This is a genomic window from Pectobacterium polaris (genome assembly GCF_002307355.1).
GTDB lineage: Bacteria > Pseudomonadota > Gammaproteobacteria > Enterobacterales > Enterobacteriaceae > Pectobacterium > Pectobacterium polare.
The window spans coordinates 4,676,726-4,698,153 of the sequence record NZ_CP017481.1; the positions used below are offsets into that span (position 1 = coordinate 4,676,726).

Annotated in this window: 20 protein-coding genes and 6 tRNA genes; 11 read left to right on the forward strand and 15 right to left on the reverse strand. The window is 50.9% G+C overall.

Translation table 11 applies throughout. The annotated features are described in order from the left end of the window. Positions 1-68: 68 nt before the first annotated feature. The 5 genes from recO to lepA all read right to left on the reverse strand — a co-directional run bounded on the left by recO (position 69) and on the right by lepA (position 5,473). Positions 69-806, reverse strand: a complete 738-nt coding sequence (gene recO / locus BJJ97_RS21050; protein ID WP_010280459.1) for a DNA repair protein RecO — start codon at positions 804-806, stop codon at positions 69-71. An 11-nt stretch (positions 807-817) separates the two neighbouring features. Next, the gene (gene era, locus BJJ97_RS21055; RefSeq protein ID WP_012822898.1) at positions 818-1,723 is read right to left on the reverse strand and encodes a GTPase Era; all 906 of its coding nucleotides are present in this window, start codon (positions 1,721-1,723) and stop codon (positions 818-820) included. After that, positions 1,720-2,400, reverse strand: a complete 681-nt coding sequence (gene rnc / locus BJJ97_RS21060) for a ribonuclease III (RefSeq protein ID WP_010280465.1) — start codon at positions 2,398-2,400, stop codon at positions 1,720-1,722. Before rnc ends, era begins: the two co-directional genes overlap by 4 nt. A 291-nt stretch (positions 2,401-2,691) precedes the next feature. Continuing rightward, positions 2,692-3,657: a signal peptidase I gene (lepB, locus tag BJJ97_RS21065; protein ID WP_095700270.1), complete on the reverse strand. Its 966-nt coding sequence runs from the start codon at positions 3,655-3,657 to the stop codon at positions 2,692-2,694. A 16-nt stretch (positions 3,658-3,673) separates the two neighbouring features. Beyond that, entirely contained in the window at positions 3,674-5,473 is a 1,800-nt protein-coding gene (gene lepA / locus BJJ97_RS21070) for a translation elongation factor 4 (RefSeq protein WP_095700271.1), read from the reverse strand. Between lepA and BJJ97_RS22185 the strand changes: the two genes are divergently transcribed. Beyond that, positions 5,465-5,677: a hypothetical protein gene (locus tag BJJ97_RS22185; RefSeq protein ID WP_119888350.1), complete on the forward strand. Its 213-nt coding sequence runs from the start codon at positions 5,465-5,467 to the stop codon at positions 5,675-5,677. The genes lepA and BJJ97_RS22185 overlap by 9 nt on opposite strands. Positions 5,678-5,769: 92 nt before the next feature. Here BJJ97_RS22185 and rseC read toward each other — a convergent pair whose 3' ends face one another. From rseC to rpoE, 4 genes are read right to left on the reverse strand one after another with little or no spacing between them, the layout of a single operon-like run. Continuing rightward, positions 5,770-6,222: a SoxR-reducing system protein RseC gene (rseC, locus tag BJJ97_RS21075; RefSeq protein WP_095995234.1), complete on the reverse strand. Its 453-nt coding sequence runs from the start codon at positions 6,220-6,222 to the stop codon at positions 5,770-5,772. Beyond that, positions 6,219-7,181 carry a sigma-E factor regulatory protein RseB gene (rseB, locus tag BJJ97_RS21080; RefSeq protein ID WP_095995235.1) on the reverse strand — a complete coding sequence of 321 codons (963 nt, stop codon included), beginning with the start codon at positions 7,179-7,181 and terminating at the stop codon, positions 6,219-6,221. The genes rseC and rseB overlap by 4 nt, the downstream gene beginning before the upstream one ends. Beyond that, complete coding sequence (rseA, locus tag BJJ97_RS21085; protein WP_095700274.1) at positions 7,181-7,828, reverse strand: anti-sigma-E factor RseA; 648 nt, start codon at positions 7,826-7,828, stop codon at positions 7,181-7,183. Before rseA ends, rseB begins: the two co-directional genes overlap by 1 nt. A gap of 59 nt (positions 7,829-7,887) precedes the next feature. Beyond that, on the reverse strand, positions 7,888-8,463 hold the full coding sequence (gene rpoE / locus BJJ97_RS21090) for an RNA polymerase sigma factor RpoE (RefSeq protein WP_005973561.1): 576 nt from the start codon (positions 8,461-8,463) through the stop codon (positions 7,888-7,890). A 386-nt stretch (positions 8,464-8,849) separates the two neighbouring features. On the opposite strand from rpoE, the gene nadB reads away from it, so the two are divergent. After that, positions 8,850-10,451: an L-aspartate oxidase gene (gene nadB / locus BJJ97_RS21095; RefSeq protein ID WP_095995236.1), complete on the forward strand. Its 1,602-nt coding sequence runs from the start codon at positions 8,850-8,852 to the stop codon at positions 10,449-10,451. 56 nt (positions 10,452-10,507) lie between these two features. Here the strand turns inward: nadB and trmN are convergent, their stop codons facing one another. Further along, positions 10,508-11,254 (reverse strand): tRNA(1)(Val) (adenine(37)-N(6))-methyltransferase TrmN, encoded by a 747-nt coding sequence (gene trmN, locus BJJ97_RS21100; protein ID WP_095995237.1) that lies wholly within the window; start codon positions 11,252-11,254, stop codon positions 10,508-10,510. Between the two features lie 134 nt (positions 11,255-11,388). Between trmN and srmB the strand changes: the two genes are divergently transcribed. Then, entirely contained in the window at positions 11,389-12,714 is a 1,326-nt protein-coding gene (gene srmB / locus BJJ97_RS21105) for an ATP-dependent RNA helicase SrmB (protein ID WP_095700277.1), read from the forward strand. Between the two features lie 84 nt (positions 12,715-12,798). Here srmB and grcA read toward each other — a convergent pair whose 3' ends face one another. Further along, complete coding sequence (grcA, locus tag BJJ97_RS21110) at positions 12,799-13,182, reverse strand: autonomous glycyl radical cofactor GrcA (RefSeq protein ID WP_005973551.1); 384 nt, start codon at positions 13,180-13,182, stop codon at positions 12,799-12,801. 425 nt (positions 13,183-13,607) lie between these two features. Between grcA and ung the strand changes: the two genes are divergently transcribed. Continuing rightward, positions 13,608-14,294, forward strand: coding sequence for a uracil-DNA glycosylase (gene ung / locus BJJ97_RS21115; RefSeq protein WP_012822888.1), 687 nt, complete (start codon positions 13,608-13,610; stop codon positions 14,292-14,294). 201 nt (positions 14,295-14,495) lie between these two features. Here ung and BJJ97_RS21120 read toward each other — a convergent pair. Together BJJ97_RS21120 and BJJ97_RS21125 are read right to left on the reverse strand one after the other, a co-directional pair. Continuing rightward, positions 14,496-14,571, reverse strand: a tRNA-Ala gene (locus BJJ97_RS21120). Between the two features lie 47 nt (positions 14,572-14,618). Then, a tRNA-Ala gene (locus BJJ97_RS21125) sits at positions 14,619-14,694 on the reverse strand. Between the two features lie 269 nt (positions 14,695-14,963). Between BJJ97_RS21125 and BJJ97_RS21130 the strand changes: the two genes are divergently transcribed. Then, complete coding sequence (locus tag BJJ97_RS21130; protein ID WP_227003551.1) at positions 14,964-15,833, forward strand: alpha/beta hydrolase; 870 nt, start codon at positions 14,964-14,966, stop codon at positions 15,831-15,833. A gap of 77 nt (positions 15,834-15,910) precedes the next feature. On the opposite strand, the gene gltX is transcribed toward BJJ97_RS21130, so the two are convergent. After that, positions 15,911-17,326 carry a glutamate--tRNA ligase gene (gltX, locus tag BJJ97_RS21135; protein ID WP_095995238.1) on the reverse strand — a complete coding sequence of 472 codons (1,416 nt, stop codon included), beginning with the start codon at positions 17,324-17,326 and terminating at the stop codon, positions 15,911-15,913. Positions 17,327-17,617: 291 nt separating this feature from the next. Here gltX and BJJ97_RS21140 point away from each other — a divergent pair. From BJJ97_RS21140 to BJJ97_RS21155, 4 genes are all read left to right on the forward strand, one after another. Continuing rightward, positions 17,618-17,693 (forward strand) — tRNA-Val (locus BJJ97_RS21140). A gap of 59 nt (positions 17,694-17,752) precedes the next feature. Continuing rightward, positions 17,753-17,828: transfer RNA gene (locus tag BJJ97_RS21145), tRNA-Val, on the forward strand. A 55-nt stretch (positions 17,829-17,883) separates the two neighbouring features. Further along, positions 17,884-17,959: transfer RNA gene (locus BJJ97_RS21150), tRNA-Val, on the forward strand. Between the two features lie 7 nt (positions 17,960-17,966). Next, a tRNA-Lys gene (locus BJJ97_RS21155) sits at positions 17,967-18,042 on the forward strand. 152 nt (positions 18,043-18,194) lie between these two features. On the opposite strand, the gene BJJ97_RS21160 is transcribed toward BJJ97_RS21155, so the two are convergent. Next, on the reverse strand, positions 18,195-19,301 hold the full coding sequence (locus BJJ97_RS21160) for an NADH:flavin oxidoreductase (RefSeq protein ID WP_095995239.1): 1,107 nt from the start codon (positions 19,299-19,301) through the stop codon (positions 18,195-18,197). 186 nt (positions 19,302-19,487) lie between these two features. Between BJJ97_RS21160 and BJJ97_RS21165 the strand changes: the two genes are divergently transcribed. Together BJJ97_RS21165 and BJJ97_RS21170 are read left to right on the forward strand one after the other, a co-directional pair. Beyond that, the gene (locus BJJ97_RS21165; RefSeq protein WP_095995240.1) at positions 19,488-20,537 is read left to right on the forward strand and encodes an aldo/keto reductase; all 1,050 of its coding nucleotides are present in this window, start codon (positions 19,488-19,490) and stop codon (positions 20,535-20,537) included. Positions 20,538-20,621: 84 nt separating this feature from the next. Continuing rightward, positions 20,622-21,203, forward strand: a complete 582-nt coding sequence (locus BJJ97_RS21170; protein ID WP_095995241.1) for a TetR/AcrR family transcriptional regulator — start codon at positions 20,622-20,624, stop codon at positions 21,201-21,203. Positions 21,204-21,428: the final 225 nt, after the last annotated feature.

Below are 21,428 nucleotides of genomic sequence, written 5' to 3' on the forward strand. Positions count from 1 at the left end.
GTAAAGTCATGCACGATACGTGGCAGTTTACACCGATGTCACAGCGTCAGGGTACTGAGGAGGCGGGATTATTTATCAGAAGATGCGGGTTTGGACAAATTAGCAGCAGGAACGAACTGGCGGAATAGTTCACGACTTTTCAGCGGTTTTCCCCCCAGATAAGGCTTTAACGCGATACGGGTGAAACGCTTTGCCGCCTTCAATGTGCCGACATCTGGAAATTCACGCGACGCCAGCGAGCGTAACTCATGCCCGGTAAAGCTTTTATTATCAACAACCAGACTGGCAATAAATCCCCTTTCTTCTCGATACTGATAAGTCATGGTATCGGCCACGGGTTCACCGCTACCAGCACAATGCAGGAAATCAACGCCGTATCCTAGATAGCCTAACAACGCTAATTCAAAGCGTCTTAATGCTGGTTCGGGAGAGGCATCTTGTGCAGCAAGATGTTGTAAACAGTGGAGATAATCGAAGAAAAGAGCAGAGTAATTGGTTTCATGTTCTAGCACGCGAGACAGCAGTTCGTTAACGTATAAACCGCTATAAAGCATCGAGCCAGTCAGTGGTAGCGCGAGCGAGACAGGCTCAGCGCTGCGTAATGTTTTCACTTCTCCCCGGCCACTCCAGCGCACCAGCAGCGGAGTGAAAGGCTGTAAACAGCCTTTCAGGCTAGAGCGTCGGGCTCGCGCGCCTTTGGCAAGCACGCGAACTCGACCATCGCTTTCACTAAACAGATCCAGCAATAAACTGGTTTCACTGTAAGGTCGCCCATGTAAGACAAATGCGCGCTGCCAGCCTTCCATCGGCGTGAACCTTACAGGTCTTCGCTATAACCCAGGCTGCGCAGGGCACGTTCGTCATCTGCCCAACCGGATTTCACTTTAACCCACAGCTCAAGGTGCACCTTGGCTTCGAACATCTCTTCCATATCCTGACGAGACTCGATACCAATGGTTTTAATTTTGGCACCTTTGTTGCCAATGACCATCTTCTTCTGGCCTTCACGCTCAACCAAAATCAGACCGTTGATGTCATAACCGCCGCGCTCGTTCGTCACGAAACGCTCGATTTCAACCGTCACGGAATAGGGCAATTCTTCACCCAGGAAGCGCATCAGTTTTTCACGGATAATTTCCGATGCCATAAAGCGCTGTGAGCGATCGGTGATGTAATCTTCCGGGAAATGGTGCGTTGCCTGCGGTAAGTGTTTACGCACAATGCTGGCAATCGTATCGACATTCGTGCCCTTCTCAGCCGAGATTGGAACAACATCAAGGAAGTCCATCTGTTGGCTGAGGAACTGGATATGCGGCAGCAGCTTAGTTTTATCCGTGACGTTATCGACTTTATTTATCGCCAATAGCACAGGGAGTTTCTGATCGCGCAGCTTATTCAATACCATATCGTCGTCGTCGTTCCAGTGTGTACCTTCAACAACGAAAATGATCAGCTCAACATCACCAATTGAACTGCTGGCAGCACGGTTCATCAGGCGGTTAATCGCCCGCTTCTCTTCAATGTGCAATCCCGGCGTATCCACATAAATAGCCTGATAAGGCCCTTCAGTGTGAATACCCATGATGCGGTGACGTGTCGTCTGGGGCTTACGTGACGTAATAGAAATCTTCTGCCCCAGTAATTGATTCAGTAACGTCGATTTACCGACGTTTGGTCGACCAACAATCGCGACAAAACCGCAGTGTGTCTGTACTTCGCTCATTCAAGCTCCAGTTTTTTCAACGCTTGTTCAGCCGCAGCCTGTTCGGCTTTACGACGGCTCGATCCTGTACCAATGACCGACTCACTAAAGCCGCTCACCTGACAGTGGATAGTAAACTCCTGATCGTGTGCTTCCCCACGAACCTGCACCACCAGATAGGTTGGCAGAGGTAAGTGACGCCCTTGCAGAAATTCCTGCAACCGCGTTTTCGGATCTTTTTGCTTATCGCCTGGACTGATTTCATCCAGACGCGTCTGATACCAGTTCAGGATCAAACGTTCGATGGTCTGAATGTCGCTGTCGAGGAAAATGCCGCCAATCAGCGCTTCGACCGTATCCGCCAGGATCGATTCGCGACGGAAACCACCGCTCTTTAATTCACCGGGACCGAGGCGTAAGCACTCTCCCAGTTCGAATTCACGCGCGATTTCCGCCAGCGTGTTTCCTCGCACCAGCGTCGCTCGCATCCGACTCATGTCCCCTTCATCAACCTTGGGAAAACGATGATACAGCGCATTAGCGATCACAAAACTCAGGATGGAATCACCCAGGAATTCGAGTCTTTCATTATGTTTGCTGCTGGCGCTACGGTGCGTCAACGCCTGTAACAAAAGCTCGTACTGCTGAAAAGTATAGCCCAGCTTTCTTTGTAAACGATTTATCAGAATGGGATTCATGTGTTACCAATAGATCAACGATGCGTCAAAAACAGCAGCATACGGAACAGCCCTGCTTACTAATTCGGTCAAAACTGTTTCGTTTGCATTGGCTCCCGTAAGGAAGCCTGCCTTTCTGCCCGTCATACTTCGCGTTGCCTGTGCGCTAGCGTGGTTCAAACGCTAACGTGTTGTCCTGCAACTCGTACTATTTAGGGCATGTTCTTTCAAAAAGAGCGTTACTGAAAATATTCTACAACGGACAGCATCAGAATGCTGCCTGTATCTTATTTTGCTTAATGCTTACTTTGGTTAATGGATAGCACCGATGCGACTCAAACGTACACCGGTAGGCCATTCACCTTCCTGCTTCTCAAAGCTCATCCAGATAGCAGTGGCTTTACCGACCAGATTTCTCTCCGGTACAAAGCCCCAATAGCGACTATCCAGACTGTTATCGCGGTTATCACCCATCATGAAATAGTGCCCGGCAGGGACAACCCATGTCGCAAGCTGCTGCTGCGATTGCTGATAATAACCACCGAGCTGATCCTGCTGACCCGGCACTAACAGAATATTGTGCGTCACATTACCTAATGACTCTTTGCGCGCGCCCATACGAGTCCCTTCCACGCTATTGTCATTGGCAGGCACCTCATAAAAACCGCTGCGCGACTCCAGTCCAGGCTGATTGAAGGTCTGAACAAAATCGCTAGGCTGAACATTACTGTACGTGACCGCCAGTGCGGTATCACACGCCTGCTGTCCCTGACAGGATGGACGAATCGTCACCTGTTTGGTTATCGGGTTATAGCTCACGCGATCGCCCGGTACACCAACCACACGCTTGATGAAGTCCACTTTAGGATCGGACGGGTATTTAAATACCACCACGTCGCCACGCTTCGGGTGGCCGGTTTCGATCAGCGTTTTTTGCGTGAAGGGTTCTTTAATACCGTAGGCAAATTTCTCCACCAGAATAAAATCACCGATCAACAGCGTCGGCATCATCGAACCGGATGGAATTTGAAACGGCTCATAAATGAAGGAGCGCACAACCAATACCAAAGCCACGACCGGGAAGACGGATGCGATTGTTTCAATCCAGCCTGGTTGTTCAATGGCTTTCGATGAAACTGCACCATCAGCCAGATCGGCGCCGCTCATGGCAGCAAATTTCTTCCGGCGAGCAGGCGCCCAGACGAAACGTTCTAAACACCAGACAATCCCGGTGACCAGCGTCACCAATGCCAGAATTACGGCAAACATATTGGCCATGCCAACTCCTCAGAATTTATTTACTGTCTTTGCCGACGTGCAGAATTGCCAGAAACGCCTCTTGCGGCAGTTCGACGTTACCGACCTGCTTCATACGTTTCTTACCGTCTTTCTGTTTCTGCAACAGTTTCTTCTTACGGCTGACGTCGCCACCATAACACTTGGCCAGTACGTTTTTACGCAATTGCTTAACCGTAGAGCGCGCAATAATGTGGTTACCAATTGCGGCCTGAATCGCGATATCAAACTGCTGACGCGGAATCAGTTCTTTCATCTTTTCGACAAATTCACGGCCACGATATTGTGAATTATCGCGGTGAGTAATCAGAGCCAATGCATCGACACGCTCGTTGTTGATTAATACATCAACGCGCACCATGTCTGATGTCTGGAAACGTTTGAAGCCGTAATCCAGAGATGCATAACCACGAGAGGTTGATTTCAGGCGGTCAAAGAAATCGAGTACCACTTCGGCCATCGGAATCTCATACGTCAACGCAACCTGATTACCGTGGTACACCATGTTCGTCTGCACGCCGCGCTTCTCAATACAAAGCGTAATCACGTTGCCCAAATATTCCTGAGGCATCAGCATGTGACACTCGGCAATCGGTTCGCGCAGTTCCTGAATGTTATTCAGCGGCGGCAGTTTAGACGGGCTATCGACATAAATGGTTTCTTTCGCCGTCGTTTCTACTTCATACACTACCGTCGGTGCCGTGGTAATCAGTTCCAGGTCGTATTCACGCTCCAGACGCTCCTGAATGATCTCCATGTGCAGCAGACCCAGGAAGCCACAGCGGAAACCAAAGCCCAGCGCAGTAGAGCTTTCTGGTTCATAGAACAGGGAGGCATCATTGAGGCTCAGCTTGCCTAAGGCATCACGGAATGCTTCATAGTCGTCGGAGCTAATCGGGAACAGGCCAGCGTAGACCTGCGGTTTGACTTTCTTGAAGCCCGGCAACGCTTTTTCAGCTGGCTGACGCGCCAACGTCAGGGTATCCCCTACTGGCGCACCCAAAATATCTTTGATGGCGCACACCAACCAACCTACTTCGCCGCAGTTCAATACATCACGGTCGATCTGCTTCGGCGTAAAAATACCGAGACGGTCAGCGTTATAAACCTGACCCGTACTCATCACCTTAATTTTATCGCCTTTGCGCATCGTGCCGTTTTTGATACGCACCAGCGACACAACGCCTAAGTAGTTATCAAACCAGGAATCGATAATCAGCGCCTGTAGCGGCGCGTCAGGGCTGCCTTCCGGCGGCGGAATATCACGCACCAGACGATCCAGAATATCCGTTACGCCCACCCCAGTTTTCGCGGAGCAGCGCACGGCATCGGTAGCATCAATGCCGACAATATCTTCAATTTCCTGAGCAACACGATCTGGATCGGCAGCAGGCAGGTCGATCTTATTCAGAACCGGCACCACTTCCAGATTCATATCCAGCGCGGTATAGCAGTTAGCCAGCGTTTGAGCTTCAACACCCTGCCCTGCGTCAACGACAAGCAGCGCACCTTCACAGGCGGCGAGCGAACGGGATACTTCATAAGAGAAGTCAACGTGCCCAGGCGTATCGATGAAGTTTAACTGGTAGGTTTGGCCGTCTTGCGCTTTATAATCCAGCGTGACGCTTTGCGCTTTAATCGTTATTCCGCGTTCGCGTTCCAGATCCATGGAATCCAGAACCTGCGCAGCCATCTCACGCTCGGTTAAACCGCCGCAAATCTGGATAATACGGTCAGATAACGTCGATTTACCGTGGTCGATATGGGCAATAATGGAGAAATTTCGTATATGCTTCATTATAAAAATTTTTCTACCTTGATATTCCTGAAATTCTTGCCGATGGGCATGCGCATAGGTGAAAACAGCAGCGATGTTATTCCACCTGAATCGCAGCATTCTACATGCGAGAAGCGTGAAAACCTAGTCATGTCCAGTGCATTCCCCTTGATTATGACGGTTTTATTTGGAATAGCAGAACAACCAGAGGAAAGCAGGAAGTAAAGTGTCATTACGTGGCAAATATCGTGTCGAAAGATAACAAGCGAGTAAGCAATGTTTCCGCACCGCGCGCCGCTTACGCTCGAGTGAACAGGTCAATTTTGTAAGAGAGTACCCGGCAGTGCGATTTGCAGGATAACGGGTTCATAACGTTTATTTTTACCTAGCTGCTTCGCCCAGCGCTTCACACCAATAAACGCCACGCCACCGCCTAACAGCGCGCCAACAACCGCAGCCAGATCGGTACCGAACAGCGTTTGGCATATCGCTGCCCCGAACAGCAACCCAAACAGCGGGACAACATAAACCAGCGCGGCGGAAAACAGTAACCGCCCTTCAGAAATACCCAGCTCCACTTTTTGTCCGATTTCCAAAGGCCGATCGTAAGGAACGTACAGCGTATTTTCGGCAGAGAGTCCAAGCTGACTTAATAAACCGGTTCCACACGACGAGCGGGATTTGCAGGTGCCACAGCCCGCACTTGGCTCACACCGCAGCTCCGCAATTCCATCCTGCCATGACACTACCGTTGCCCACTCTTTAATCACGGTTGCGCCTTCAAAATAATGCTGTCAGCCACACGTTTAGCCGTAGAAGGGGGAATATCGCCGACGACGGTAATCTCTCGGTTGCCTTTCATGACAGTGTAAATAGAGCGTCGCCCCGTGAGCACAGACTGTTCCTCGCTCACGTCAGAAGACGGGCTAATGTTAATCGAAAAGCTGAATAAACCATCGCTATACAGGCGTGTTTCAATCGGAATAGACGAACCTGGCAATACTTTTTTGTTGTGCGACAGCTCTTTCATCCCGGCAGGCAGCCATTCCGGCACCCAGGTAAAATCACCTTTTTCCGCAGCAGGCGCGGGTAGCGCAGGAGGAAGTTTTATTCCTTCCAGCGGACGCATCACGCTCACTACATCATCGTCAACAATCAGTGATGTCGTTAAGAATTGCTCCAGCCGTTTGTCGCCATTGCGATCCTGTAAATCAATGCGCAGTGGAAGTTTCGAGTCCGCATCAATCCACACCGTATAGCTATAACGTGTGCCATCGCGTGAGATCACCCGAATGCCTGATGCCAGACGATCGGCAATGCGAACCCGTCCGTCAGCAGGAACAAAATCATAATAGGGCGATAGCTTCTGGAAATCAGCGAAGACCAGAGAAGGGAGAGAATCAACGATATGGTCGCTGGTGAGCGTAAACGGCTCAAAACCAGGATCGAAATAGCTGACTTCATTACCCCGCTGCACGATCTCGCGTCGCGGCCCGTCCATAAACAGCAACTGCGCTAAAGCGCGGTTGTTGACCACAGCATGACGATACCGTACTGACTCGAACCCTTGCAGGGTAATGTTAATAAAGGAAATTTCGTAATTCAGAGAACGAATAGCGCTATTCATCTGTTGCAGCGACGCGCCCGGCTCAACATTCTGAGCCGGGGCGAAAGTAGAATAAAACAGACTGCCAATCAGAAAACAGGCGGCGGACCAAACACGCTTCATTACCGGGGCTGTGTTCCTAATGATTGAGTACCGGGAACCTGAATTGCCGCTTGCTGATCGTCCTGCGGCAGAGCGTGCTCGGCATGCAGCCGACGCTGTAATTCGTAGTCCTGCAAAATGGCGTTAAGGCGATTGCGCTGCATATCGGATTTTTGTTGGCCGCTGTTAGGGGCAACATTTTCTGACGGCACGCCGAGGCTCACTGGAGAGGCGGTGCCCATCGCGGGTAAGGTGCTGAACACACCGGATTCCACAACATGTTCGGAAGCATTACCCTGCTGATAATTTTGTACGCCGACAATCACCGCTAAAGAGACGCAGGCGGCCACACCGACTTGCGTCAGTTGGCTGCCCCACGGGCGGATTTTGTGCCAGAAAGGCATCTTCGTCCACTCGACAGGTTGTGGCTGAGATTCAGGCTGCGCTTGTGGAACCAAACGAACAGGTTCTTTTTCGATTGCAGCGGCAACACGAGAAGCGATGTCCAGGTGAATCACGTTCTCACTCACATCACCACGCATCACATCACGAATCAGATGATAACTTTGCCAACTTTGCTGCAACGTGTCATCCCGTGACAATGCGCCTAACAGTTCGGAATCTACTGCTTCGCCATCCATTAAAGCGGAAAGTTTCTCTTTCTGCATACCGACACCCTTACCTTGTCAAATCCATCATTAGTCATGCGGATAGCTGAAAACGCTCGCTAGCGCTGAATAAGCGGTTGTACTTTATTATCAATCGCTTCCCGCGCCCGAAAAATACGAGAACGAACAGTGCCGACGGGACAATCCATAATCACGGCGATCTCTTCGTAGCTTAAACCGTCCAACTCACGCAGCGTAATCGCTAAACGTAAATCTTCCGGTAAAGACTCGATAGTTCGGAAAACGATGCTTCGTAATTCCTCTGACAACATTAAATTCTCAGGGTTCGATATTTCTTTCAATGCACCCGCATTTTCATAGTTTTCCGCGTCATTGGCATCAATGTCGCTGGAAGGCGGGCGGCGTCCCTGAGCTACCAGATAATTCTTGGCCGTATTCACTGCGATACGATACAGCCACGTATAGAACGCGCTATCGCCGCGGAATGACTCTAACGCGCGATAGGCTTTAATAAACGATTCCTGTACCACGTCCGGCACGTCCCCTTGGGGAACATACCGCGATACCAGGCTCGCTACCTTATGCTGATAACGAACGACCAACAAGTTAAACGATTTTTGATCGCCTTTTTGGACTCGCTCGACCAGAACTTGATCTGCCAGTTGCTCGCTCATCCGAGGTAATCTCTACTCAAACCGTTCTCCACGCGTAAAATAGTACTGCCAGCTATATAAGTCATTTAGAGCAAGCTCCTAATTAGAACCAAGACATCCAATAAAGTTCCGAGTCATCATTTTTCTTTTGCTTAGCGCTGTTACTCGTCTTTGCGATGCGTATCATCACACATTCTCTTCATCACAGTCTTCATCAAAAATGGTCTTCATCTGAGGCTCTACGCTTCTCAGAGGATGATACGATAAATCTGGGGTATGCGCACGATTCAGCATCCCCCTCCCTTTGCTTATTTATAGTGTAGATAGGCGGCTAAAAACCAATACAGCAATCAACCATTGGGTGCTACCATCGGATTTCCTCTTCTTTTTGCACCCACGACACGACCATGCAAACGACCACTGAATACGTCTGTGATGTTTTAATCATTGGCAGCGGTGCTGCCGGGCTTTCACTGGCGCTGCGTCTGGCTTCACAAGCCAACGTGACGGTATTAAGCAAAGGCCCACTCAACGAAGGCGCAACGTTTTATGCTCAGGGCGGCATCGCCGCCGTTTTCGATGAAACGGACACCATTGACTCCCATATCGAAGATACCCTGATCGCTGGCGATGGCCTGTGTGAACGGGAAGCCGTTGAGTTTATCGCCAGCAATGCCAAACACTGCGTGCAATGGCTGATCGAACAAGGCGTACTGTTCGATACCGAAACCAGCACCAGCGGCGAAGAGCGATACCATCTCACACGCGAAGGCGGGCACAGCCATCGTCGAATTCTGCACGCGGCGGATGCAACGGGAAAAGAAGTGGAAAACACGCTGGTGCAGAAAGCGCTATCTCATCCGAATATTCGGATTATGGAACGCTGTAACGCCGTCGATTTGATTACCTCGAATAAGCTGGGTCTGCCCGGCACACGCCGCATTATCGGTGCTTATATATGGAACCGTGAACGGGAACGCGTAGAATCCTGCCGGGCGAAAACGGTGGTTCTGGCGACCGGCGGCGCATCCAAAGTGTATCAATACACCACGAATCCCGATATTTCCTCTGGTGATGGCATCGCCATGGCCTGGCGCGCGGGTTGCCGCGTGGCAAATCTGGAGTTCAATCAGTTTCACCCGACCTGTCTGTTCCACCCGCAGGCGCGAAACTTCCTGCTAACGGAAGCGCTGCGCGGTGAAGGCGCGTACCTTAAACGTCCTGACGGCACACGCTTTATGCCCGATTTCGATGCCAGGGGCGAACTGGCACCGCGCGACGTGGTCGCCCGGGCGATTGACCATGAGATGAAACGGCTTGGCGCAGACTGCATGTATCTGGATATCAGCCACAAGCCCGAAGCGTTCATCAAACAGCACTTCCCCACTATCGATGAAAAGCTACAGTCTCTCGGCATCGATCTGACGCGTGAGCCGATCCCCATCGTCCCTGCGGCACACTACACCTGCGGTGGCGTGATGGTCGATCAGCATGGTCGCACCGACCTTGACGGCCTGTATGCGATTGGCGAAGTCAGCTATACCGGATTGCACGGCGCAAACCGCATGGCGTCCAACTCATTACTCGAGTGTCTGGTTTACGGCTGGTCAGCCGCTGAGGATATTTTGCAGCGCTTACCGCAAATCAAAGCGGTGAAAAAGTTACCGGATTGGGATGAAAGTCAGGTCGACAACTCCGACGAACAAGTGGTGATCCAGCATAACTGGCACGAGCTGCGCCTGTTTATGTGGGACTACGTTGGGATCGTGCGGACGACGAAACGACTGGAGCGGGCACAGCGCCGCATCCAACTGCTTCAGCAGGAAATCAATGAGTACTACGCTCACTTCCGTATTTCCAACAACTTGCTGGAACTGCGTAATCTGGTGCAGGTCGCCGAACTCATCGTCCGCTGTGCGCTGGAAAGAAAAGAAAGCCGCGGGCTACATTACACTCTGGACTATCCAGAGCAGTTCGACGCCCCAACGCCAACTATTCTGGTGCCGTAGTTCATAAAAAGTAGTTCACTCAGAAAAGGCAGACGCAGCAACAAAGCGTCTGCCATCTACATAAAGAGATAAAAATCTTTTGTCAGTTGCTGGAAGTCCGTTGAGTAACACCTTTCTGCATCACGAATGGCCAATGAGGAATTCAGACATTCTCTTTCCTGACGAGACAGCGCCAGCAAAACGCGATGCGCAGGTTTCTCCTCCTGTTCCGATACGCGAAGTTGCTGGTGAACGTGCCAATTGTGCTGCTGCGCCAGCGGAATAAAGCTATCTGCAACCAGAACGGGCAGTACAACGCAGAAAAGTCCTTCAGGCATCAGCAGTTGATGAGCACAGCGCAACAGCGCTTCATGAGTTAACAACGTGGTATAGCGAGCCTGATCGCGCTGAACTGACCCGCACGCGATCCCCGGCGGGAAATAAGGCGGGTTACTGATAATCAACGAATAGGTGGCGCTTCGCGTCTCAGCAAAACCGACGATATCTTCAGCGTACACCGTTATTCTGTCTGCCCATGGCGAGGCGGCAATGTTTTCTTTCGCCTGATCGCTGGCGGCACTATCCAGTTCGATGGCATCAATCTGAACGTGTGGTTCAGAACGTTGCGCCAGCATCAGCGCGAGGAGTCCGGTACCGCTGCCGATATCCAGAATCCGCGTGGCTGAAGACACCGGCGTCCAGGCCCCCAGCAAAATGCCGTCGGTCCCCACCTTCATGGCACAGCGATCGTGCGCCACAAAGAATTGCTTGAAGGTAAATCCATCCCGACGCAATGTCAGTTTATTATCAGCCTGATGACTCATGAAAATAAGATTCCAAACGCAAACCGCAGTAGCATAGGTGAAACATCAGTACAGGAAAAGTGCCGATGTCTGCTTAAACAGGTGAAGAAATCGGCCAATCCGTCTATAATCGGCGCCCCAAATAGAGGTAGACCATGACTGTAACCAATTTTTCCGAGCTTGATCTTGATGAAAGCCTGTTAGACGCCCTGCGCGACATGGGCTACGAGCGCCCAACCGTGATTCAGGCTGAGGCGATCCCGCCGGCGATGGAAGGCCGCGACGTACTGGGTTCCGCGCCAACAGGAACAGGTAAAACCGCCGCCTATCTGCTGCCGGTTTTGCAGCATCTTATCGATTTCCCTCGTAAAAAATCGGGTCCACCTCGTATTCTGATCCTCACGCCAACCCGTGAACTCGCCATGCAGGTGGCCGATCAGGCGCGAGCGTTTGCAGCGCATACGCACCTGGATATCGCCACGATCACTGGCGGCGTGGCCTACATGAACCACGCGGAAGTCTTCAGTGAAAATCAGGATATCGTCGTCGCGACGACGGGCCGTCTGCTGCAATACATTAAAGAAGAAAACTTCGATTGCCGCGCGGTAGAAACGCTGATTCTGGATGAAGCGGACAGAATGCTGGACATGGGCTTCGCTCAGGATATTGAACATATCGCCGGAGAAACCCGCTGGCGCAAGCAAACTCTGCTGTTTTCTGCGACGCTGGAAGGGGACGCGATCAAAGATTTCGCCGAGCGCCTGCTCAACGAACCTGTTGAAATCGAATCCGACCCATCGCGTCGGGAACGTAAAAAAATTCTGCAATGGTATTACCGCGCTGACGATCTCAAACACAAAACGGCACTGCTCTGCCACCAGTTAAAACAGCCGGACGTGACGCGTTCTATCGTTTTTGTACGTAAGCGTGAGCGTGTGCATGAGCTGGTTGCCTGGCTGCGTGAAGCTGGCATTAACTCCTGCTATCTCGAAGGCGAAATGGTGCAAGCCAAACGTAATGAGGCGATCAAACGTCTCAGCGACGGGCGTGTCAACGTGCTGGTAGCAACGGATATTGCGGCACGCGGTATTGATATTAACGATGTCAGCCACGTATTTAACTTCGATTTGCCGCGCACATCGGACACCTATCTACACCGTATTGGCCGTACCGGTCGCGCCGGTCGTAAAGGCTGTGCTATCTCTTTCGTCGAAGCACACGACCATCTGCTGCTGGGAAAAATCAGCCGCTACTTGAATGAACCGCTAAAGCCGCGCGTCATTGAAGAACTCCGCCCAGAGACTAAAGCACCAAGCGCTAAAACGACGGGGAAACCGTCGAAAAAAGTGCTAGCTAAGCGGCAAGAGAAGAAAGAGAAGGAAAAAGAAAAGGTGAAGGTAAAAGTTCGCCAGCGCGATGCTAAAAATGTGGGTAAGCGTCGTCAACCAACGCAGAAAACTGACGAACCCTCTGCCAAATAAAATTTCTATAAAATAGAGATGTAAAAAAGGGAGCTTCGGCTCCCTTTTTGTTAAGGCTTGTTTTGTTAAGGCTTAAATTACAACTTACAGGCTTGCGGTAAAAGTACGAGCGATAACGTCACGCTGCTGCTCTGGCGTCAGCGAGTTGAAACGCACAGCGTAGCCAGATACGCGGATGGTCAGCTGCGGATAGTTTTCCGGATGCTTAACGGCATCTTCCAGCGTCTCACGGCGCAGAACGTTCACGTTCAGGTGTTGACCACCTTCTACACGCACTTCAGGTTTGATTTCCAGCGGAATTTCACGATACTCGATCTGACCCAGATCGCTCACCGGAACGATTTGATCTTCGCTATAACCCGATTTAGCACACACGCAACGCGCCTGTGATTTTTCTTCATCCAGCAACCAGAAAGAATTGATCAGCGCGCTGTCGTTAGCCTTGGTGATTTGAATACCAGTAACCATAATTGCCTCCGTAAAACGGCGTGTTATTGTCTTAGTTAAAAACGAACGTAGTTAAAAACTGACTTAGTTAAAAACGGTCTTAGTTAAAACCTGACCGAGTTAAAACCGCTATCGGTAAAAAACTGCCAGATTTCGTAACGATCGTATAAAACTGTTTGTATCTACTCTCTTATATACCAGCCTGATAACGGGATATCCTTGACTTAAATCAATTTTAAAACTCCACCACTTAACCACGCGAAGGCAATTTATTGTTTTATATCAATTTTACCAGCACACCTAATTGCAAATATTTTTGTAAATTTTCAATTTTTTTTCAAAAAAAGGCGTTTTCATTACGACAACAACGGTTACGGTTTTACCTCGGCACGATAGATCGGTAAGCTACCCACAACACCATTCAACCTGTAAAAAAAGAGTGCATGATGGCGACCTCTCTCACCTGGCATGACGTGCTGGCACAAGAAAAGCAGCAGCCTTACTTCATTAATACCCTTGAATTCGTTGGGAAAGAACGTGCAGCGGGTAAGACTATCTATCCTCCGCAGAAAGATGTTTTCAACGCGTTCCGCTTTACTGAACTGCATCAGGTCAAAGTCGTCATTCTGGGACAAGATCCCTATCACGGCCCAAATCAGGCACACGGGCTGTCATTTTCTGTACGCCCTGGCGTACCCGCTCCGCCTTCTCTGGGTAATATTTATAAAGAATTGGCGAGCGACATCCCTGGATTTGAAATTCCACGGCACGGTTTCCTGCAAAGCTGGGCGGAGCAAGGCGTTTTACTGCTCAACACGGTATTAACCGTTGAAGCCGGACAGGCGCATTCGCATGCTAATTTGGGCTGGGAAACGTTTACTGACCGTGTCATCGCGGCATTGAATGAACAGCGGGAAGGTCTGGTCTTTCTGCTATGGGGCTCGCATGCCCAGAAAAAAGGCAACATCATTGATCAGCAGCGCCACCATATTCTGAAATCGCCGCACCCTTCCCCACTGTCTGCACACCGCGGTTTCTTGGGCTGTAAGCATTTTTCGCAGGCTAATCAGCTTCTGGAACAGCAAGGACTGTCGCCAATAGACTGGACGCCAAGGCTTCCGGAAGAGGCTTAAGAGATAACGGTTTGGTTGTCTTCAAAAAACGAAGGCAGCCGACTGTCGTTTACAAAGAATGGTTTACAAAGAATGGTTTACAAAGAATCGTTTACAAAGAATGGATTACAAGTAATCGAAAAGTATTGAGCAAACGAAAGACGTTGATTGAATACGGATAAATCGAAAAAACGGGATGAAATAAGAGGTAATACGATGATTTGGTGGAGCTAAGCGGGATCGAACCGCTGACCTCTTGCATGCCATGCAAGCGCTCTCCCAGCTGAGCTATAGCCCCACAACGTGTGGAATGTTCGTGATAATCAACCAAACAGAGGGAGTGTTTGGTGGAGCTAAGCGGGATCGAACCGCTGACCTCTTGCATGCCATGCAAGCGCTCTCCCAGCTGAGCTATAGCCCCGTATCTTACAGCATAACCATAAAAGCAAGTACTGTGCGAACGCGTCGCATAATATGAAACCCGATTCGCAGTGTCAACGGCTAAATCCGGTTATCCGATTAACCGCTGAAAAAGACGCCAAAGGTAAGAAAAAACAGACGACAATTTCGATGTCATCTCATCATAAGCACAATAAAAAAGCTGCTAACGATAACGCGATTTATTATCATCACTTCACGTTACGCTTCTGCCTCCTATATAATAAGCCCCATCACATGCGCTATGTTCCTATGATTGTATTTTCTCTGATGGTATCTACCTCTGGCATGTTGCCTGTTCGGGCGCAGCCAACCATTCCTGATATGACCGAACAAGCAAAAGCTCAATTTGAGATCAGGCAAATTGAGATGAAAAGCGATGCACAGCATGCCTATCGGCTTTTTATTGCACTTCCCCGCCAACCCGTGCCTGAAGGTGGCTATCCGGTTCTGTACATGCTGGATGGCAACGCTCAGTTTCCCGTTGCCGTAAACCGCTATAACGCGAAGAATGGTGCGGCACCGCTGATTGTCGCTATCGGCTATCCGATCGATAAGCCTTACGATGTTCCCGCCAGAACGCGTGACTACACACCGCCGACAACGCTCACTGATCCAGATTTTGCCGCAGGCGGCGAAGCTGAGGCGTTTTATCAATTCCTGCAATCCACGGTAAAGCCTTGGGTTGAAGCGAACTACGCCGTAAATAAGCAAAAACAAACGCTGGCCGGGCACTCTTTCGGCGGTCTGTTTACGCTCTATACGCTTTTTAACCACACCGAATCTTTCCAGCGTTATGTTGCTGCAAGCCCGTCTATCTGGTGGGGAAATGGCGTTGTGATTCCGGCAAGAACGCCGCTGATCGCTACACCGCCACCATCAATTACCGTCACGGCAGGGGCAAATGAAGATGAGCCAGCCAAAACGCAGGCAGGTAAACCTGTTGATGAAAAACGGGCTGAACGGCTCAGCCAAAGAAAAATGGTGGAAAGAGCAACAGCGCTGGTCGCACAGCTCAACGAACAAGGCACAAAAGCCGACTTTATTCTGTTCCCCGGTAAAGGGCACGGCGACGTGATCCCCGATGCCATCGGCAAAGCAGTCGCTATCGCTGGCCAATAATCCCCATAGCACGCCATAAAAAAACCCCGGTTTCTGACCGGGGCTCGTCTTGTATAACGCGATTCACACGATAACGATTACTGCTGCGCTTCGCGCTCGGCGATGAACGTCAGCGCTTTATCAATACGCGCCAGCGAACGCTGTTGACCAATCGCATGCACAGTCACGTCAACGCCAGGAGACTGACCCGCGCCGGTTACCGCAACGCGCAGCGGCATACCGACTTTACCCATGCCCTGACCCAGTTCGTCCGCCGTGCCCTGAATGGCATGATGGATGTTCTCTGGCGTCCAACTGGTAATCGCGGCCAGTTTTTCACGTACCAGCTCAAGCGGCTGACGGGCAACCGGACGCAGGTGTTTCTTCGCAGCATCGGCATCAAACTCAGCAAAATCTTCATAGAAATAACGGCAAGAATCCGCCATTTCTTTCAGCGTCTTGCAACGCTCGCCCAGCAAGCCAACCAGTTCGCTCAGCTGCGGCCCGGTGCGGGTATCAATTCCAGCCTGCTCGATATGCCATGACAGATGCGTCGCCACGTATTCTGCGGGTAAATGGTTAATATAGTGATGGTTCAGCCATTGCAGCTTCTCAGTATTGAAAGCGCTCGCCGATTTGTTGACGGCATCCAGCGAGAACAGCGATTTCATCTCATCCATAGAGAAGATTTCCTGATCGCCAGACGACCAGCCTAAACGCACCAGATAGTTCAGCAGAGCTTCCGGCAGATAGCCGTCATCGCGGTATTGCATTACACCCACAGCGCCGTGACGTTTGGACAATTTCTTACCGTCGTCGCCCAGGATCATCGACACATGCGCATATTCCGGCACGGGTGCGCCCAGTGCTTTCAGGATGTTGATCTGGCGCGGTGTGTTGTTGATATGGTCTTCACCACGGATAACGTGCGTGATTTCCATATCCCAGTCATCGATAACGACACAGAAATTGTAGGTCGGTGAGCCGTCAGTACGACGAATAATCAGGTCATCGAGTTCCTGATTGCTGAATTCGATCGGCCCGCGAATGCGGTCATTGAAGATGACCGAGCCTTCCTGCGGGTTGAGGAAACGCACGACGTGCGGCTCATTATCAGCATGATGTTCGTGAGAGCCACGGCAACAGCCGTCGTAACGTGGCTTATCACCATTTTCCATCTGCTGCTCACGCAGCGCTTCCAGACGCTCTTTAGAACAGTAGCACTTATAGGCTGTGCCATTTTCCAGCATCTGATCGATAACCGCGTTGTAACGGTCAAAACGTTTAGTCTGGTAGTAAGGGCCTTCATCCCAGTTCAGGCTCAGCCAGTTCATACCATCCATAATGGCATCAATCGCGTCCTGAGTTGAACGCTCCAGATCGGTATCTTCAATACGCAGCACGAACTCGCCGTCATGATGACGGGCAAACAGCCAAGAGTACAGTGCGGTACGAGCGCCGCCGACGTGAAGATAGCCAGTAGGACTAGGGGCGAAACGGGTTTTGATTTTCATTTGGGATTACAGCCTTATTACGCAACGGCTGTCGGCATAGACCGACATAAGCTCAGAGAACAAAAGTGGGCAACATTCTATCACTCTGCTTCGATTCCTCAACGCCGTAACATGCCGCACAGGCTTTTATTCTGCTAGCGATAGCAAGATAACAGGCTGAATTGCGCAAGGATGCAGCACCAGCGGCGATAAATACGACGTCTTGACTAATTTTGCAACGAACAATCATTTTAGTTTTAAAAAGCGTTGACTCATATTCAAGGATCCCTATAATGCGACTCCACACAGCGGGGGTGATTAGCTCAGCTGGGAGAGCACCTCCCTTACAAGGAGGGGGTCGGCGGTTCGATCCCGTCATCACCCACCACTCTTTACGATTTTTAAGTAAAAAGTGTCTCGCTGTGTAGAGTAAGAAGATTTGAGATTGGGTGATTAGCTCAGCTGGGAGAGCACCTCCCTTACAAGGAGGGGGTCGGCGGTTCGATCCCGTCATCACCCACCAATCTCATACCAGCTGGTCTTCTTATTAGAAGTTGAAGTAAATGTAGTTCAGAAGTGGGTGATTAGCTCAGCTGGGAGAGCACCTCCCTTACAAGGAGGGGGTCGGCGGTTCGATCCCGTCATCACCCACCACTTCTGCGGGTCGTTAGCTCAGTCGGTAGAGCAGTTGACTTTTAATCAATTGGTCGCAGGTTCGAATCCTGCACGACCCACCACTTCCGCAAAGTGATTCCCCATCTGAAGTAAATCCACCAAATATTATCTGCTGCATATGTTGTGTAGATAAAATTCTACTCAATTGTTCCGCATTAACCTTCCAAAAATTCAATGAAGTACCGCAGCCCTATTCAGCTACGGCACCTGAAAATCACGCCAGTACGGCTAAATCCGCAGCATCAAAACCGCGTAATTTATCAGTCTGTCCAGAACGCACTTTTTGCACCCATTGCGCATCAGAAAGCAGGACTCGGCCTACCGCGATCAGGTCAAACTCTTCTCGCTCCATCCGTGCGTACAAATTGTCCAGTGCCGCAGTGCCAGAACCTTCACCGCCAAACGCGGCAAAGAAATCTGAGGTCAGCCCCACTGAACCAACGCTGATTGTCGCCGCACCCGTCAATTTTTTCGCCCAACCGGCAAAGTTCAGCCCTTCCGCCCCATCAACCTCCGGGAATTCAGGCTCCCAGAAACGGCGCTGAGAACAGTGAAGAATATCCACGCCCGCCTCAACCAGCGGCGCTAGCCAATCCGTCATCTCCTGTGGGGAACTCGCCAGCCGTGCGCTGTAGTCCTGCTGTTTCCACTGACTCACACGCAGAATCAACGGGAAATCTTCACCAACAGCAGCCCGGACAGCACGGATAATGGCTGCGGCAAAGCGAGAGCGTTCACGGATCGTTGCGCCACCAAAGGCATCTTCACGCTTATTCGTGCCCGGCCAGAAGAATTGGTCGATCAGGTAACCATGTGCACCATGCAACTCCAGCGTGTCAAAACCTAATAGTTTCGCATCCGCCGCAGCGCGAGCAAAAGCCGCCACGGTATCAGCGATATCTTCTTCGGTCATCACCACACCACGAGGCTCGTCTGGGCCAACCAGTCCCGATGGGCTTTCAACAGGCGCATCAGGCTCCCAGCCACGTCCGTGGGTTGAACCCGTATGCCAAATTTGCGGCCCAATACGGCCACCAGCGGCATGAACCGCTTTCGCCACCGCGTCCCAACCGGCCAACGCCGTTTCGCCATGAAACAGCGGGATTCCTGGCATATTACGCGAAGCAGGACGATCGACTACCGTTCCTTCTGTCAGAATCAGCCCGACTCCCCCTTCCGCACGGCGGCGATAATATTCCGCCTGCGCGGGGCCAGGAATGCCGTTTTCAGCCATCCCTCGCGTCATCGGTGCCATAACAATACGGTTAGGAAGAGTTAACCCTTTCAACGTGAAGGGACGAAACAGAACATCATCAGACATAAATATTTCCTTTTATGGTTTAACGTCATCGCGGCGTTGAATGTCGATTAGAAACTCAATTCATGCAGTTAAGCAACCCCCGTTAGCGTTGCCTCCCGTAAAGAGAATACCACCCTGCTTGCACTCATAAATGATGTATGACATATATAATAGATGTCAATCGACATTTAAATATAGAGGCACGGTATGAAATACACGACTTTTGGGCGCAACACCGGCTTACGCGTTTCCGAACTTGCTCTCGGAACAGGAAATTTTGGCACTGGTTGGGGCTATGGCTCTGAAAAAGAACAGGCTAAACAGGTATTTGATCGTTATACCAACGCGGGCGGTAACTTCATTGATACAGCAGATGCTTACCAGGTCGGTCAATCTGAACAAATGGTCGGAGAATTCATTGCCGCAGATCGCGATCATTTTGTTGTGGCGACAAAGTACACCTTAAGCGCCCTACCGGAAGCAGGAATATCTCGAACCGGCAATAGCCGTAAGAATATGATCTCATCGGTAGAAAACAGCCTTAAGAGACTTAACACCGATCGTATCGATGTGCTGTGGGCACACTTTGATGACCAATTAACCCCGCTGGAAGAGATTATTCGCACTTTCGACGATCTCATTCGAGCAGGAAAAATCCAGTACGCAGGCCTCTCTAATTTCCCGGCCTGGCGCATTGCCCGAGCAGATACCATCGCGGAGCTGCGCGGCTGGTCGCGAATTGCTGGCCTTCAGGTGGAATACAGTCTGGTACAGCGCACCGCAGAGCGAGAACTGCTGCCGATGGCAGAAGCGATGGGGTTGGCAGCGACGCTTTGGTCTCCGCTGGGTGGCGGCCTGCTGACGGGCAAATACCGCAAAAGTAAAGAAGGTCGTCTGATCGGCTTTGGCGGAAGACTCGTACACACCGAGCAAGACACAGCCTTGCTGGACGAGGTATTTCGCGTGGCAAACGACTTAAACGTCATGCCAATACAAATTGCCATCGCCTGGCTGCGGCATAAGTCAGCCCGCGCTAGCACCAGCCTGATCCCTATTCTGGGCTCCCGCACGCTGGCACAGTTGGATGATACGCTGCTCGCATTAAATGTGGCACTCAGCGACGATCAGGTCGCGCGACTGGACGACGTCAGTGCTATTTCGCTGGGAACGCCGCACGATCAAATCGCGGGTTCATTGCCTCGGGCTCAGGGAGGTGATAGCGCTCATATTATTACACCGTGGCCGCCACGGGCCTGATCCGGCTATTGATGAAAGGCATCATCTATTGAGTCTGGCTTTTTCATACCCTAAGATGATGCCTGACAGAAAGAGGAGAACAGAATGGCCCGTGTATCAAAACAGCAGATGGAGCGTAACCGAGAGGAAATCATTCAGGTTTCTTCACAGCTCTTTCGTGAACGGGGCCTGAACGGCGTCAGCGTGAACGACTTGATGGCCGCAGCCGGCTTAACTCACGGTGGCTTTTATGGTCATTTTGCTTCTAAAGATGAACTCGCTGCCATCGCCAGCCGAAAAGCACTTGAGGGTTCCAATTCCCGCTGGCAAGAAATAAGTCAGCACGCAGATCAACATAACCTGCAAACGATGGTTGAACACTATCTTTCTCCCGCCCATCGTGACGGTGCTAAGGATGGCTGTGCGCTCACTGCGTTAGCCAGCGACATAGCCAGAGAAAGTGAAGACAAACCGGTACGTGAAGTTTATCTCAGCGGTGTCAGAGCCATGCTGGACAGGCTGGAGTCGCTATCGACGATAGAAGATAAAGAACAGCGCCGACTGCATGCTCTGGCGCAATTCGCCCTGTTATCCGGCGCGCTAACGTTAGCACGCGCAACGGCGGGCGATGCCTTGTCGGACGACTTTCTCAATGCAGCCAAAAAGGCACTGCTTGGCGACGCATAAACCGATTATGAAAAAGGAACCTGTCGCATCCAAGATAGGTTCCACACTGCATCCCCTCTAACACGATTCCCTTTATGCAATCCATTCCTCTGACCTTCAGCCATTGAGACTACGTTCCTTTTTCATAACATCTTGTTATTGCATTATTCCCATCCATCATTAGACCGCCGCAATTGCGGTGCTATGCTTATCTGCGTTTACGACGTTCACGTAATTTTTTGACAG

Coding starts and splice junctions, on each gene's coding strand:
- recO (WP_010280459.1), bottom strand. CDS start 806: ATGGAAGGCTGGCAGCGCGCATTTGTCTTACATGGGCGACCTTACAGT.
- era (WP_012822898.1), bottom strand. CDS start 1,723: ATGAGCGAAGTACAGACACACTGCGGTTTTGTCGCGATTGTTGGTCGA.
- rnc (WP_010280465.1), bottom strand. CDS start 2,400: ATGAATCCCATTCTGATAAATCGTTTACAAAGAAAGCTGGGCTATACT.
- lepB (WP_095700270.1), bottom strand. CDS start 3,657: ATGGCCAATATGTTTGCCGTAATTCTGGCATTGGTGACGCTGGTCACC.
- BJJ97_RS22185 (WP_119888350.1), top strand. CDS start 5,465: ATGCTTCATTATAAAAATTTTTCTACCTTGATATTCCTGAAATTCTTG.
- lepA (WP_095700271.1), bottom strand. CDS start 5,473: ATGAAGCATATACGAAATTTCTCCATTATTGCCCATATCGACCACGGT.
- rseB (WP_095995235.1), bottom strand. CDS start 7,181: ATGAAGCGTGTTTGGTCCGCCGCCTGTTTTCTGATTGGCAGTCTGTTT.
- rseA (WP_095700274.1), bottom strand. CDS start 7,828: ATGCAGAAAGAGAAACTTTCCGCTTTAATGGATGGCGAAGCAGTAGAT.
- rpoE (WP_005973561.1), bottom strand. CDS start 8,463: ATGAGCGAGCAACTGGCAGATCAAGTTCTGGTCGAGCGAGTCCAAAAA.
- nadB (WP_095995236.1), top strand. CDS start 8,850: ATGCAAACGACCACTGAATACGTCTGTGATGTTTTAATCATTGGCAGC.
- trmN (WP_095995237.1), bottom strand. CDS start 11,254: ATGAGTCATCAGGCTGATAATAAACTGACATTGCGTCGGGATGGATTT.
- srmB (WP_095700277.1), top strand. CDS start 11,389: ATGACTGTAACCAATTTTTCCGAGCTTGATCTTGATGAAAGCCTGTTA.
- grcA (WP_005973551.1), bottom strand. CDS start 13,182: ATGGTTACTGGTATTCAAATCACCAAGGCTAACGACAGCGCGCTGATC.
- ung (WP_012822888.1), top strand. CDS start 13,608: ATGGCGACCTCTCTCACCTGGCATGACGTGCTGGCACAAGAAAAGCAG.
- BJJ97_RS21130 (WP_227003551.1), top strand. CDS start 14,964: ATGATTGTATTTTCTCTGATGGTATCTACCTCTGGCATGTTGCCTGTT.
- gltX (WP_095995238.1), bottom strand. CDS start 17,326: ATGAAAATCAAAACCCGTTTCGCCCCTAGTCCTACTGGCTATCTTCAC.
- BJJ97_RS21160 (WP_095995239.1), bottom strand. CDS start 19,301: ATGTCTGATGATGTTCTGTTTCGTCCCTTCACGTTGAAAGGGTTAACT.
- BJJ97_RS21165 (WP_095995240.1), top strand. CDS start 19,488: ATGAAATACACGACTTTTGGGCGCAACACCGGCTTACGCGTTTCCGAA.
- BJJ97_RS21170 (WP_095995241.1), top strand. CDS start 20,622: ATGGCCCGTGTATCAAAACAGCAGATGGAGCGTAACCGAGAGGAAATC.